This window comes from Pseudofrankia coriaricola, from assembly GCF_001854805.1.
GTDB lineage: Bacteria > Actinomycetota > Actinomycetes > Frankiales > Frankiaceae > Pseudofrankia.
The window spans coordinates 155,158-168,149 of record NZ_MBLO01000210.1 but is presented as its reverse complement, the minus strand read 5'-3'; the positions used below and the strand labels follow the sequence as shown (position 1 = coordinate 168,149).

Sequence of the window (12,992 nt, the reverse complement as noted above, 5' to 3'; positions counted from 1 at the left end):
GTCCGGCGGGTGCCCCGGCGGGTCATAGCGCGGTGGCGGCGCCGCCGCACGGAGGGCGCTGACATAACGTCGGCCCAAGCCCGGTACGGCTGAGCTGGTCGACGAGCCGGTTACGAGTGGATGAGACTTCGGCAGCATGACGACGAACGGCAGTGACGGCGGCGGTCCGCTGCGGGCGGCCGCGGTGCTCACCGCCGGGTCGTGGGGAACGGTCTTCGCGAAGATCCTCGCGGACGCCGGGCGGAGGGTGATGTTGGTCACCCGCGACGACGCGCTGGCGGCGACGATCAACCGGGAGCACCAGAACCCGCGCTACCTGCCCGAGGTCCGGTTACCAGACCGGGTACTGGCGACATCGGACCCGGCTGAGGCGCTGGCCCGGTCCGACCTCGTGGTGCTGGCCGTGCCGGCGCAGGCGCTTCGCCCGGCGCTGGCCGCCTGGGCGCCGCTGGTCGAGCCGACGGCGATCTACGTGAGCCTCATGAAGGGCATCGAGGACGGCAGCAGCCGGCGGATGAGCGAGGTGATCGGCGAGATCGCGGGCTGCGGCCCGGAGCGGATCGCGGTCGTCAGCGGGCCGAACCTGGCGAGGGAGATCGCGGCCGAGGACCCGGCGGCGACCGTGATCGCCAGCGTCTCGGCCGCGACTGCGGCCGCCGTCCAGGCCGCCTGCTGGACGCCGTACCTGCGCCCGTACACCAACACCGACGTCATCGGCTGCGAGCTCGGCGGCGCGACGAAGAACGTCATCGCGCTCGCCGCCGGGATGGTCGAGGGTCTCGGGTTCGGGGCGAACAGCGTCGCGTCGCTCATTACCCGAGGGCTCGCGGAGACCTCCCGGCTGGGGGTGGCGCTGGGCGCCGATCCCATGACCTTCGCCGGGCTCGCGGGCCTGGGGGACCTGGTCGCGACCTGTTCCTCGCCGCTGTCGCGCAACCGCACCGTCGGCGAGAAGCTCGGCCGCGGGATGACGCTGGAGGCGGTGCTGGCCGAACAGCGTCAGGTGGCGGAAGGGGTGCGGTCGTGCCGCCCCCTGCTCGCGCTCGCCTACCGGCTCGGCGTGCACATGCCGATCAGCCGGCAGGTGGAACGGGTCCTCTACGACGGGCTGCCGCCGCTGGAGGCGGTCAAGGAGCTGATGAGCCGAGAGCCGGGACCCGAGAACCGCCCCGTGTACCGAGGCGGCGGGTGAAGACCTGTCGGGGCGTCGCCGGAGGTGTGGGCCTGATGCCAGGCTCCGGTGGGATCTTCGGACGACTGTTCCGAAGATCCCACCGAGGCGTAGCCGCGCGGGAGACATCCGATGGGGTCCTTCTGCCCCGGCCCGACGCGAGGGGTCCCCGTGGATTTTTGCGTCAGCAAAAATCCACGGGGAAGCTGGGCAGCGTCTCGATGAGGGCGCCGATCGAGCGGAGCTTGCCGACCGGGTCCTCATAGCCGCGCTCGAGGAAGCGGGTGCCCGAGATCGTGCTGGCGCCGCCCGCGACCAGCGCGGCCAGGATGTAGGCGAAGCCCGCGCGCAGGTCGGGGATCTCCAGATCGCCGCCGACCAGCGGGGTCGGCCCGGACACGACCGCCGAGTGCTCGAAGTCCCTGGCCGCGAACCGGCAGGCCTTGCCGCCGAGGCAGGTCGTCGAAAGCGCGATGCTCGCGCCCATCTCGTTGAGCTGGCGGGTGTAGCCGAACCGGTCCTCGTAGATCGTCTCGTGGACCACCGACGCGCCCCGGGCCTGGGTGAGCAGCACGACCAGTGGCTGCTGCCAGTCGGTCATGTAGCCGGGGTGGACGTCCGTCTGCACATGGGTGGCGGTGAGCTCGCGGGCCCGGTAGAAGGTGATCCCACCGTCGGTGACCTTGAACTCGCCGCCGAGGCGGCGCAGGTGGTTCAGGAACGTCGCGGCGTGCTCCTGATGAGCGCCGCGGACGTCGACGCGGCCGTTGGTCGCCACCGCGGCGGCGGCGAACGAGGCGACCTCGATCCGGTCGGGGATCGCGGTGTGGTCGGCGCCGTGCAGCCGCTCCACCCCCTGGACCACGATCGTGCGGTCCACCTCGACGTCGACCAGGGCACCCATCTGCTGCAGGAACAGGATGAGGTCGATCACCTCGGGCTCGACGGCGGCGTTCGAGATCACCGTGGTGCCCTTCGCGCGGACGGCGGCGAGCAGCAGGTTCTCGGTGGCGCCGACGCTCGGGAACGGCAGTTCGACATGCGCGCCGTGCAGGCCCAGGGTCTTGACCTGCACCGACCGGAGCTGCTCAACGATCTCCGCGCCCATCGCGCGCAGCCCGGCCAGGTGGAAGTCGACGGGGCGCTTCCCGATCCGGCAGCCGCCGGGCAGCGGCACGACCGCCTCACCCACCCGGTGCAGCAGCGGTCCCATCATCAGGATCGGGATCCGGTTGACGCCCGAGTACGCCTCGGACAGCGACGCGTCGGCGATCCGTGGCGTCGCGATGCGCACCCGGTGGTCGTCGAGCCATTCGACCTGCGCGCCGAGCTCGGCGAGCATCCCGAGGACGACGTCGACCTCGACGATGCGGGGCACCCGCGCCAGCGTGCACGGCTCGTCCGTCAACAGCGTCGCGACCAGGAGCTTGGTCACCGAGTTCTTGGCGCCGGAGACCTCCACGGAGCCGACCAGCGGCTGCCCGCCGACGATCCGGTACCGGTGCCGGTCGCTGGCGGAAGGGGCCAGGAGCGGCGCCGCGGGGCCGGCCGTGGCCTGGGGCGCCTCCCGCCGGGAGGTGATAGAGCCAGGCGCCGGCGTAGCTCCTCTCGGCCCCGCGGAGCCCGGGGCTCCTCCTGGGTCGGCTTCGCCAGCCCGGGAGGCCGGCGGGGAGGATTGCTGGGAGGTCGGGGGCATGGGGTGGCCTCCTCGCGGTCGGGGCGGGTCTCCCGGAGTCCGGGGCGCCCCTTGGGCGGAATGGGCGGGCCACGAGGCGCCGCGCTGGGCGGCGAACTTCTTGGCCCGCCCTCGGGACGCGGGCCAAGGCGGAATGCGCGATCACTGTCGGTCGCGATCCGGTGGTCCAAGGGCTTCGGGCCGACGACAGCCGGCCCCGGGAATTCAACCAGACGGCTTCGGCGGTGTGACCCGGCGCCACCCGGTTGGCGCTGGACACCACGTCTCGCCCACACCACGTCTCGCCCACACCACGTCTCGCCCACATCGCGCCTGGCCCCTTCGGGCCCGGGCCGGTGGGAAGAGGTTCACCTGGCCGCAACAGACCCTCGGTTACTGTCCCCGCATGGCTGGCTTCGCGCGAAGGCCCAGGGTGGCGATCGTGTTTGGCGGGCGCGGCCCGGAGCACGCGATCTCCTGCGTGTCCGCTCGCGGCGTGCTGGCCGCGGTGGACCGCGACCGGTATGAGGTCGTCCCGGTCGGCATCGCGCCGGACGGGCGGTGGCTGGCGCTGCCCGACGACCCGGCGGCGCTGGCCGGTAACGGCCATGAGCTGCCCGAGGTGCGTTCGGGCGCCGGCCAGGGCGTCATCCTTTCACCGGGCCCGAACGGGGCCGCCCTCGTCGCGCTGGACTCCGTCACGGAGGCGGCGGCCGCGCCCGCCTTGGCGGCCGGGATCGTCGGCGGTGAGCCCGGCGGCCTGGACGTTGACGTGGTCTTCCCGCTGCTGCATGGCCCTTACGGCGAGGACGGCACGATCCAGGGCCTGCTGGAGATGGCCGGGCTGCCCTACGTCGGCTCCGGGGTGTTCGCCAGTGCCGCCGCGATGGACAAGCAGCACATGAAGGCCCTGCTGGCGGCGGCCGGGCTGCCGGTCGGTCCGTATGCGGTGCTGCGGGTGGGGGAGACCCTCTCGGAGGCCGACAAGGCGCGTCTGGGCCTGCCGATGTTCGTCAAGCCCGCGCGGGGCGGGTCGAGCATCGGGATCAGCCGGGTGGACGCCTGGGAGGACCTGGACACCGCGATCAAGACCGCGCGCGAGTCGGACCCGAAGGTGCTCGTCGAAGCGGCGATCGTCGGTCGGGAGATCGAGTGCGGCGTGCTCGACCGGCTCGGCGGCGGCGAGCCTGAGACCAGCGTCCCAGCGGAGATCGTCGTCGACTCCTCGGCCGGTTTCTACGACTTCGAGGCCAAGTACGCCTCATCGAACACCCGCCTGGACGTCCCTGCCGGCCTGCCACCCGAGACCGCCGCCCGGGTGCGCGCCGCGGCGGCCGCCGCGTTCCGCGCGCTCGACTGCGCCGGGCTCGCCCGGGTCGACGTCTTCCTCACCCCGGCCGGCGGGGTGATCATCAACGAGGTGAACACGATGCCGGGCTTCACCCCCACCTCGCTGTTCCCCCGGATGTGGGCGGCCAGCGGCCTGGACTACCCGGCCTTGGTGGACCGCCTCATCGAGCTGGCGCTGCGCCGCGGCAGCGGCCTGCGGTAGTGACCGGCGGTAGCCCCGGCGTCCTCCGTTCGTCTCAGGGCCCAGGGCTCAGGGCGCGGTGTCGACGGTATGGGCCAGGACGGCGGGGTTGACAGCCGCGATCACGTTGTAGGGCACGATGTCGTCCGGAAAGGTCAGCGTCACCTGCGGCCGCCTGGTCGGCGTCGACCAGCGTGACCTCCCTTCGGCCTCCTCCGGGAACCAGCGCACACCGTCGTGCTCGGAGACGACGGAGTCCGGCCGGTAGGTGGTGGCGACGCCTTCGACCCCGCAGGTGACCAGGACGGGCGCGGAGCCGAACGCGGCGGCGGCCACCCCCTGCGGAGTGACCTGGCGCCGGTCCAGCCCCTCGCCGAGCGAGTCGGGCAGTGCGTCCAGCAGAGCCCGGCACGACGCGGCGGCCTCGCCGGTCGGCGTCGGCGCACCCGTCACCGTCACCGGCTTGGGCCCGCCCGCGCATCCCGCGGCGAAAAGTGCCATCGCGGCCGCCAGGCCGGCCGCCCGCCAGTTGCTCATCCGGTCAGAAATGCACGACCGGGCAGGTCAGCGTGCGGGTGATTCCTTCGACGGCCTGCACCCGGGCCATGACCAGCTTGCCCAGATCGTCGACCGAACTCGCCTCCGCGCGCACGATCACGTCGTACGGGCCGGTGACGTCCTCCGCCTGCGTGACACCGGGGATCTGCTCGATCTCCTTTGCCACCGACGCGGACTTGCCGACCTCGGTCTGGATAAGGATGTACGCGTGAACCACAGACGCTCCCTCGTCGGACGTCGACAGCCCGTCGAGCAGAAGTACGGGCCGAGAGACGGTAACAGGCAATCGGCCTCCGGGAGAGGCTCCCAGCCGAAGGAACTGCTGTGAACGCGCGAGTCTCCGTGCCGCCAGAGGGCTTGACCGGCCTCGGTTCGGGCGACGGCGCCACCACCGCGGAACAATCACGACCCCCGATCTGTGATTGATACCACCATGCGTTTGTCTGGCCAAGGCCGAACCTGGGTTCAGGTGGGCGAACCGTCGGGTTGGCGCGGTCGCGCGGCGCGGTTCCAGGGGCCCGGATGACAACATGGCCGTGACCGGCGTGACGGAGGAAATGTGACCAGCAAGACAGACGGAGCCGCGAGGCCGGGGGCGGGCGGGGCCACCTCCGGGGCATCACGATGACGTCGGCCGCGGCCGTCACCGCCATTCCGGGGCCGGGTACCGCGCCCCCGCGGGTGCTCGCGATCGCGGGTTCCGACTCCGGCGGCGGCGCCGGAATCCAGGCGGACCTGAAGACGGCCGCCGCGTTCGGCGTGCACGGGATGACGGCGGTCACGGCGGTGACCGCGCAGAACTCGGTCGGCGTCCAGGGGGCGTGGGAGCTGCCGGCCGAGGCCGTGCGGGCACAGATCGTCTCGGTGGTCAGCGACATCGGTGTGGACGCGGTCAAGACCGGCATGCTGGCCACGCCCGAGCTGGTCCGGGTGGTCGCCGAGGAGCTGAGGGGGCTCTCGGCGCCGCTCGTCGTAGACCCGGTCGGAGTGTCCAAGCACGGCCACCGGCTGCTCGAGCCGGCCGCCGTGTCGGTGCTGCGCGACCTGCTCCTGCCGCTGGCCACGGTGACGACGCCGAATCTGGACGAGGTGGCCCTGCTGACCGGCGTCGAGGTGCGCGACGAGGCCGGGCTGTGGCGGGCCGCTGAGGCGATGCTGAGCCTCGGGCCGCGTTGGGTGCTCGTGAAGGGCGGACATCTCCCCGGTGAGGCGGTCGACCTGCTCACCGATGGGACGACCGATGTCGTCCTGCGGGCCGAGCGAGCCGACAACCGACACACGCATGGGACGGGCTGCACGCTCGCCTCGGCGATCGCCGCCGGGCTCGCGATGGGGCTCGACGTTCCGGCGGCGGCGCGGGTCGCCAAGGACTACGTCACCGGCGCGTTGCGGGTGGGGTTTGCCCTGGGGGCCGGGATCGGGCCGGTCGATCACGGCTGGCGGTGGCGGGCCGCGTCGGCCGCGTCGGCGGGCGGGGAAGCGCCGTCACCCCCGATCGCTCCTTCTCACCGACTGGCCAGGTAGGGGCCCCGGAGGGTGTTGGCGGGTCCGGCCTTATACCAGCCCCAGGCAGCCGTCGCCGGCCTCTCAGATCGCTGATCTCCCGAGGCCGATGGCATGAGGCCGGTCGCGTGATCTCCGGGCGCACGGCGGGCCGGGCCGGAGAGCGGGTCCCGAACCGGGCCAGGCCGAAGGGCGCGCGACGGTATCGAGGCCTCGCGCGCCCGGACGCCCGTGGATCAGGGAGTGGGGATGTCGAACCAGCCGAGCACCTTGCCACCGAAGATCATGTCGCCGCTGATCTTCAGCTTGCGGGTCAGGAACATCTTCGTCGGGTCGGCCGTGCCGCTGATCAGCTTGATGAAGCGGACGCCGTCGAGGGTGACGGTCACCTTGGGGCTCTCGACGGGCTGGCGGTTGATGACGCAGGCGCCGTCCCGGATGACCATCTCGTAGTTGTCCGTGCCGCCACCCGGCCGCTCGGTGATGTGGAAGTGCACCACCGCGTTCTGGTCCTTGATCTTGTTTGGGTCGGCCTGCTTCGCCATCCGGTCGAAGTACTCGTCGAGGAGGACCGATCGCTCCGCCCCGCTCATCAGGTCCTCAAGCGCCGCGTCGGGGAGCCCGGCGGTGTAGGAGACCAGTTGCTCAAGGCTGAGCGTGTTCAGGTCCGGCAAGGTCTGGGGCATGTCGGCGGCTCCGGTACAAGAGGGTCCGAGAAACGATCCCTCTCATATCAGCACGCCTGGGTCGGCGGATCGTCAGGGGCACCTGCCTGATCGCCGGTCGGTGGTGAGCCGTTGTCTCCATCCCCGGTCACCGGCGCGAAGCGTCCTACGACGGGAGTGTTCCTCGGCTCCGCGCCGCCTCGTCCGCCCCCGGCGAAGACCGGCCTGAGCCAGGGGGCCAGCCTGCCGGCCACCTCGTCGGGCGCGAGGCGTCAGCCGGCGGGCATTCGTGCCATCACCGGATAAGCGCCATCACCGGACAAGAAAGAGGCGCCACGCACGTGGCGCCTCTTTAGCGAGCTATGTACGCAACCTAGCCACAGAAAGTGACGGCGCCTCAGCGCTGCGTCAAAGCCGGCCACCTCGCCAGCCCGAAACCAGGCACTACCACCGCCATATGCCAGGGTCCGGAACCACGTGGGGAGGACGCTCAGCGTCCGACAGGCTGCGCCCGGCGGCGGGCGCGAAGCGTCCGGCGCGGGACAGCGCTATGCGCGGGTCACCTTGCCCGCCTTGATGCACGAGGTGCACACGTTCAGGCGCTTGGGGGTGCGGCCGACGAGGGCATGCACGGTCTGGATGTTGGGGTTCCAACGCCGCCGCGTGCGCCGGTGGGAGTGGGAGACCGACATGCCGAAGCCCGGTCCCTTGCCGCAGACGTCGCACACCGAAGACACGAGAAACACTCCGCCGAGAGGTTGTTGATGAAGCCGTGGCCGGGGTTCCGGCCGCGCTGGCCCGCCGCTGGCGCCCGCCCACGGGCGGATGCCGGCGGACGAGTGGTGCCGAACGGGCGCCGAAACAACCCGGACACGGCGGTACTCACTGAAGGCTACCGCAGAGACAGCGCGACTGGTGCCTGGGCCGCCGTGGGTCCCCGCGGGTTCCCTGAGGTGCCCGCGAGTCGCGGCGGGCGGCGCGGCCAGGCGGCACGCGGCGCCAGACTGTCGCTGTCCGGGTGCAGTATCGGGAATGTGATCGAGCTGGACACCCCGCTGCGGCACCTGCTGCCGGCGAAGGACGCGAAGCGGCTGGGCGAGCGCCCGCTAGAGCTGGTCACCGTCGCCGACCTGCTCGAGCACCTGCCGCGGCGCTACCACCGGCGTGGGGAGCTGACCAACCTCGCCGACCTCGTCGAGGGCGAGGTCTCCACCGTGCATGCGCGGGTCGTCAGGTCCGAGAGCAAGACTGCTCGCACCGGACGGCGCTACGCGGTCCTGACCGTGACGGACGGGACCGCCCAGATGGCCGTCACCTACTTCAACCCAGCCAGGTCGCCGGTCCGCCGGCTGTCCGGCGGCTCGGTGGCGGTGTTCTCCGGCAAGGTCGAGCGGTTCAACCAACGCCTGCAGATGGTCAACCCGGAGACGCACCCGCTGGAGGACGATGACGGCCCTGGCGACGACCCGGACCGGTGGGCCCGGGCGCTGGTGCCGATCTACCCGGCCACCGAGCAGGTCAACTCGCCGGCGATCGGTCGCTGCGTGCGGGTGCTGCTCGGCGGGCTGGGCGAGCTGGCCGATCCGCTGCCCGCCGACCTGCGGGCCCGCTACCGGCTGGTCGACCTGCGCAAGGCCTACGAGCTGGTGCACCAACCGGAGTCGACGGGCGACGTCGAGCGGGCCCACCGGCGGCTGAAGTGGGACGAGGCGATGACGCTGCAGGTGATCCTCGCCCGCCGCCGCCACGAGATCTCGGCCATGGCGACGATCGCCCGCCGGGCTCGCCCCGACGGGATCCTGACGGCCTTCGACGCCCAGCTTCCGTTCACGCTCACCGACGGCCAGCGCGAGGTCGGGGCGACGCTCCAGGCCGAGCTCGCCGAGCCGGTCCCGATGCACCGGCTGCTGCAGGGCGAGGTCGGATCGGGCAAGACGGTGGTCGCGCTGCGGGCGATGCTCACCGTCGTCGACGCCGGCGGCCAGGCCGCCCTGCTCGCGCCGACGGAGACCCTCGCGGTCCAGCACTACCGGGGTATCCGTGCCCTGCTGGGCGGATTCGGCCGGGCGGGGGAGCTGGACGAGACCCCGCCGGCGACCAGGGTCGCGCTGGTCACGGGCTCGCTCGGCGCCCGGGCGAAGCGGGAGGCGCTGGCGGCGGCCGCCGACGGCGGCGCCGGTCTGGTGATCGGCACGCACGCGCTGCTGCACGAGGGTGTCGCCTTCCGCGATCTGGGGCTCGTCGTGGTGGACGAGCAGCACCGCTTCGGGGTCGAGCAGCGCGACGCGCTGCGTACCCGGGCCACCGACCCCCCACATGTGCTGGTGATGACGGCTACGCCGATCCCGCGCACGGTCGCGATGACGGTGTTCGGTGACCTCGAGGTCTCCACGCTCACCCAGCTGCCGGCCGGCCGGTCGCCGATCGCCACGTTCGTCGTGGACGCGGCCGCGCATCCGAGCTGGCGTGACCGGATCTGGGGCCGCATCCGTGACGAGGTGGCCGCCGGTCACCAGGCGTACGTCGTATGCCCACGGATCAGCTCTGTGGCGGCCGGCCAGGACGATGACGAGGACCCGCTCGAGCCGGAGGACGGACCGAGCGGAACCACGCCGGGCCGTCCACCGGGGTCGCGGACGGGTCCGCCCGCCGCGGAGGCGGGCGGCCGCGCCGATGAGCTCGGTTTCGGCGATGGAGCGGGTTCGCTCGCCGGGGTTGGAGTCGAGGAGCTGCTGCCCTGGCTCGCCGAGGGGCCGCTCGCTGGTCTGCGGGTCGCCGCGCTGCACGGCCGGCTGCCGACGGACGTCAAGGACGCGGTGATGACCAGGTTCGCGGCCGGCGAGGTCGACGTGCTGGTCGCGACGACCGTGATCGAGGTGGGCGTGGACGTCCCCAACGCGACGGTGATCGCCATCATGGACGCGGACCGGTTCGGCGTCTCCCAGCTCCACCAGCTTCGCGGGCGGGTCGGGCGTGGGGAGGCCGCCGGCGTCTGCCTGCTACACACGGAGGTCGACGGCGACACGCCGGCCACGCAGCGGCTCGCGAACGTCGCGGCCACCACCGACGGCGCCGAGCTCGCCCGCCTCGACCTGGGCCAGCGCCGTGAGGGGGATGTGCTGGGCGCGAGCCAGTCCGGCCGGAGCCGCACGGTGCGCCTGCTGGAGCTGCTCAAGGACGAGCGGCTGATCCTGGATGCCCGGGAGGAGTCCGGCCGTCTCGTCGCCACCGACCCGGATCTCGCCTCCCACCCGGCCCTGGCCCGCCGCGTCGCGCTGGCCCTGGACGACCGTCCCGTCGAGTACCTCGAGAAGGGCTAGGGCGCTCCCGCGGCCGGACGCTTCGCGCCCCAGACCTCCCAGATCGCTTCGCGATCCGGCAGGGACCCCGGCCGGGCGGCGCCTGTCGGGCGCCAGAGCGCCCTCCTAGCCTGGATTCGGGGCTGATGCGTATGGCCGGGGTCGGCCTGAGTCGGGGTCGGGGAGGTGGCTGGGTTGGTGGTGCGCCGATGCGCTGTCACTTGTGGTGGCTGGGTTGCGCTGATCGCCTATCAGAGCAGGTCGCGGCTGATGATGTCGCTTGATCGGCCGGAGGCTTGGACCGGATGACGCGGATCGTGGGTGGGGTCGCGGGTGGGCGCCGGCTCGCCGTGCCGCCGGGAATGGGGACCAGACCCACCTCGGACCGAGCGCGGGAGGGACTTTTCAACACGTTGGCGACCCTTGTCGACCTGTCGGGTGCCCGGGTGGCCGACCTGTACGCGGGCAGCGGGGCGGTCGGCCTGGAGGCGCTGTCGCGGGGCGCCAAGCATGCCCTGCTCGTCGAGCGTGACCCGGCGGCGGCGAGGGTCGCGCGGCGTAACGCCACCGAGTTGGGCCTCGCCGGCGCCGAGGTCGTCGTGGGCGCCGTGGAGCGTGTGGTGGACGCCACTGTCGGGCAGCCCTACGACGTGGTTTTCCTGGACCCTCCGTACGCGCTTGACGACGTTCGGCTCGCCGAGGTGCTCCGTCAGCTCGTAGATCAGTGCTGGCTGAACAGGGACGGTGTCTGTGTGGTCGAGCGAACTCGCCGTTCGCCGCCCCCGACCTGGCCAGACGGTGTGACCGAGCTCCGTTCGAGGGGGTACGGGGAGGCCGTCCTCTGGTACGGTTCTCGATCATGAGGAGGGCTGTCTGTCCTGGTTCATTCGACCCGATCACGAACGGCCATCTCGACATCATCATGCGGGCGAGCAAGCTCTTCGACGAGGTCATCGTCGCGGTGTCGATCAACAAGACGAAGACGACGCTGTTCACCGTCGAGGAACGGATGGAACTCATCCGTGAGGCTGTGCGTGACCATCCGCAGGCGACGGCCAACGTCGTCGTGGAGACGTCACATGGGCTTCTGGTCGACTTCTGCCAGGCACACGGCGTCATGTCGATCGTCAAGGGTCTGCGTGCGGTGAGCGACTTCGACTACGAGCTGCAGATGGCGCAGATGAACAACCGGCTGGCCGGGGTCGAGACGCTGTTCATGAGCACGAACCCGCAGTACGCGTTCCTGTCCTCGAGCCTGGTCAAGGATGTCGCCCGCTACGGCGGCGACGTCAGCGGCCTGGTCCCCGACGTCGTCCTCAAGCACCTGCGCGAACGGCTCCAGGAGACCGCCGAATAAGTAGCTCCGGCGGCCCGACTCGCCAGAGTCCGTCCGCATAGGTCGATCGGGGCAAACCTGGGACGAGCCCGGCGCGGTCCCGAGTCATTCGGCGGTCTCCTAGGGCGACGCTGACGGGGACGGTCGCCTGCACCGACCTGGACCTGCCAGCAGACCCCAGCAGACCTCCCAGCAGACCCCCCAGATCGCTCCGCGATCCGGCAGGGACCCCGGCTCCGCGATCCGGAAGGGACCCCGGGCTCCGCCGGATCCGGCGGGGACGCCGCGGTGCCTGCCGGGCGCTGGGGCGCCCTCGCATCGGTGAGGTGGTGCGTCGAGTTGGCCGGGACCGGGTTGGAAGCTGGGATCGGATAGGCTAGTTATCCGTGCCTGGAGCCGGTGGCTTCCAGATGCGCTCCAGCAACCACCACCTTGATGAGATCCCGTGAACTCCGCAGCCTTGACCGGACAAGCGATGACCGGACACCACCGTCCCCGCCGTCAGACCCCCCGTGGCCCCTTTGTGCTCGACACCCGTGAGCTGGGCCGTCGGCCGGGGTCGATGAGGCCTGTCGTCACGAGGGCGCTCGCGCCGAACGAGCTGGGCACGCCGGTACTGCGAGTGCCGCAGGGCGGCCCGGTAGAGCTGGACCTCCGGCTCGAGTCCGTCCACGAGGGCGTGCTGGTCAGCGGAACGGTGTCGGCCGACCTGGTCGGTGAGTGCTCGCGCTGCCTGGACGAGGTGCACGATCACGTGTCCGTCGAGCTGCGCGAGCTGTTCTACTACCCCGACCGGGCCGCCGAGATCGACGACGAGGACGAGGACGTGCTCGTGATCGTGGACGACCACCTCGACCTGGCGCCGGTCGTGCGGGATGCCCTGGTCCTCGACCTGCCGCTCTCACCGCTGTGCCGCCCCGACTGCGCTGGCCTGTGCGTCGACTGCGGCGCGCGGCTGGACGAGGTCGGCCCAGACCACTCCCACGACAGTGCCGACCCCCGGTGGGCCGCGCTGTCGGCATTGACCCAAGCTGGATCCGTCGGCGACGTCGCCGGGCGGGAAACGAAGGAGAAGGACTAGTGGCCGTCCCGAAGCGGCGGATGTCGCGCAGCAACACCCGGTCTCGGCGGGCACAGTGGAAGGCGACGCTGCCGGCGTTGTCGCGCTGCCCGCGTGGGCACGTGGTCCGGCAGCACAACGCCTGCCCGACCTGCGGCCGGTACAACGACCGACAGGTGCTCGACGTCTGATCT

13 protein-coding genes are annotated in these 12,992 nt (G+C 71.8%); 8 read left to right on the top strand and 5 right to left on the bottom strand.

Going from position 1 to position 12,992, the window contains the following annotated elements; genetic code table 11:
- Nucleotides 1–136 precede the first annotated feature (136 nt).
- Nucleotides 137–1,192, top strand: coding sequence for an NAD(P)H-dependent glycerol-3-phosphate dehydrogenase (locus BCD48_RS23835; protein ID WP_198543362.1), 1,056 nt, complete (start codon nt 137–139; stop codon nt 1,190–1,192).
- Nucleotides 1,193–1,355: 163 nt separating this feature from the next.
- Here BCD48_RS23835 and murA read toward each other — a convergent pair whose 3' ends face one another.
- Entirely contained in the window at nt 1,356–2,867 is a 1,512-nt protein-coding gene (gene murA / locus BCD48_RS23830) for a UDP-N-acetylglucosamine 1-carboxyvinyltransferase (RefSeq protein WP_241841945.1), read from the bottom strand.
- 385 nt (nt 2,868–3,252) lie between these two features.
- On the opposite strand from murA, the gene BCD48_RS23825 reads away from it, so the two are divergent.
- The gene (locus tag BCD48_RS23825) at nt 3,253–4,398 is read left to right on the top strand and encodes a D-alanine--D-alanine ligase family protein (protein WP_071050586.1); all 1,146 of its coding nucleotides are present in this window, start codon (nt 3,253–3,255) and stop codon (nt 4,396–4,398) included.
- Between the two features lie 48 nt (nt 4,399–4,446).
- Here BCD48_RS23825 and BCD48_RS23820 read toward each other — a convergent pair whose 3' ends face one another.
- The gene (locus BCD48_RS23820; protein WP_083419092.1) at nt 4,447–4,914 is read right to left on the bottom strand and encodes a DUF3515 family protein; all 468 of its coding nucleotides are present in this window, start codon (nt 4,912–4,914) and stop codon (nt 4,447–4,449) included.
- Between the two features lie 4 nt (nt 4,915–4,918).
- On the bottom strand, nt 4,919–5,152 hold the full coding sequence (locus BCD48_RS23815) for an Lrp/AsnC family transcriptional regulator (RefSeq protein WP_071050585.1): 234 nt from the start codon (nt 5,150–5,152) through the stop codon (nt 4,919–4,921).
- A 407-nt stretch (nt 5,153–5,559) separates the two neighbouring features.
- On the opposite strand from BCD48_RS23815, the gene thiD reads away from it, so the two are divergent.
- The gene (thiD, locus tag BCD48_RS23810) at nt 5,560–6,459 is read left to right on the top strand and encodes a bifunctional hydroxymethylpyrimidine kinase/phosphomethylpyrimidine kinase (RefSeq protein ID WP_071050584.1); all 900 of its coding nucleotides are present in this window, start codon (nt 5,560–5,562) and stop codon (nt 6,457–6,459) included.
- A gap of 215 nt (nt 6,460–6,674) precedes the next feature.
- Here the strand turns inward: thiD and BCD48_RS23805 are convergent, their stop codons facing one another.
- Both BCD48_RS23805 and rpmB read right to left on the bottom strand, forming a co-directional pair.
- Nucleotides 6,675–7,124, bottom strand: coding sequence for an SCP2 sterol-binding domain-containing protein (locus BCD48_RS23805; RefSeq protein WP_071050583.1), 450 nt, complete (start codon nt 7,122–7,124; stop codon nt 6,675–6,677).
- Nucleotides 7,125–7,651: 527 nt separating this feature from the next.
- Entirely contained in the window at nt 7,652–7,840 is a 189-nt protein-coding gene (gene rpmB, locus BCD48_RS23800) for a 50S ribosomal protein L28 (RefSeq protein WP_007516655.1), read from the bottom strand.
- A gap of 297 nt (nt 7,841–8,137) precedes the next feature.
- On the opposite strand from rpmB, the gene BCD48_RS23795 reads away from it, so the two are divergent.
- The 5 genes from BCD48_RS23795 to rpmF all read left to right on the top strand — a co-directional run bounded on the left by BCD48_RS23795 (nt 8,138) and on the right by rpmF (nt 12,989).
- Nucleotides 8,138–10,423, top strand: coding sequence for an ATP-dependent DNA helicase RecG (locus BCD48_RS23795; RefSeq protein ID WP_071050582.1), 2,286 nt, complete (start codon nt 8,138–8,140; stop codon nt 10,421–10,423).
- Between the two features lie 284 nt (nt 10,424–10,707).
- Complete coding sequence (gene rsmD, locus BCD48_RS23790; protein ID WP_071050581.1) at nt 10,708–11,265, top strand: 16S rRNA (guanine(966)-N(2))-methyltransferase RsmD; 558 nt, start codon at nt 10,708–10,710, stop codon at nt 11,263–11,265.
- Nucleotides 11,262–11,759, top strand: a complete 498-nt coding sequence (gene coaD / locus BCD48_RS23785; protein ID WP_071050580.1) for a pantetheine-phosphate adenylyltransferase — start codon at nt 11,262–11,264, stop codon at nt 11,757–11,759. Before rsmD ends, coaD begins: the two co-directional genes overlap by 4 nt.
- Before the next feature lie 454 nt (nt 11,760–12,213).
- Nucleotides 12,214–12,819, top strand: coding sequence for a YceD family protein (locus BCD48_RS23780; RefSeq protein ID WP_071050579.1), 606 nt, complete (start codon nt 12,214–12,216; stop codon nt 12,817–12,819).
- Nucleotides 12,819–12,989, top strand: a complete 171-nt coding sequence (rpmF, locus tag BCD48_RS23775; RefSeq protein WP_071050578.1) for a 50S ribosomal protein L32 — start codon at nt 12,819–12,821, stop codon at nt 12,987–12,989. The genes BCD48_RS23780 and rpmF overlap by 1 nt, the downstream gene beginning before the upstream one ends.
- Nucleotides 12,990–12,992 lie beyond the last annotated feature (3 nt).

Excerpts from the sequence above, each read along its gene's own strand:
- BCD48_RS23835 (WP_198543362.1), top strand. The coding sequence starts at position 137 with ATGACGACGAACGGCAGTGACGGCGGCGGTCCGCTGCGGGCGGCCGCG.
- murA (WP_241841945.1), bottom strand. The coding sequence starts at position 2,867 with ATGCCCCCGACCTCCCAGCAATCCTCCCCGCCGGCCTCCCGGGCTGGC.
- BCD48_RS23825 (WP_071050586.1), top strand. The coding sequence starts at position 3,253 with ATGGCTGGCTTCGCGCGAAGGCCCAGGGTGGCGATCGTGTTTGGCGGG.
- BCD48_RS23820 (WP_083419092.1), bottom strand. The coding sequence starts at position 4,914 with ATGAGCAACTGGCGGGCGGCCGGCCTGGCGGCCGCGATGGCACTTTTC.
- thiD (WP_071050584.1), top strand. The coding sequence starts at position 5,560 with ATGACGTCGGCCGCGGCCGTCACCGCCATTCCGGGGCCGGGTACCGCG.
- BCD48_RS23805 (WP_071050583.1), bottom strand. The coding sequence starts at position 7,124 with ATGCCCCAGACCTTGCCGGACCTGAACACGCTCAGCCTTGAGCAACTG.
- rsmD (WP_071050581.1), top strand. The coding sequence starts at position 10,708 with ATGACGCGGATCGTGGGTGGGGTCGCGGGTGGGCGCCGGCTCGCCGTG.
- coaD (WP_071050580.1), top strand. The coding sequence starts at position 11,262 with ATGAGGAGGGCTGTCTGTCCTGGTTCATTCGACCCGATCACGAACGGC.
- BCD48_RS23780 (WP_071050579.1), top strand. The coding sequence starts at position 12,214 with ATGACCGGACACCACCGTCCCCGCCGTCAGACCCCCCGTGGCCCCTTT.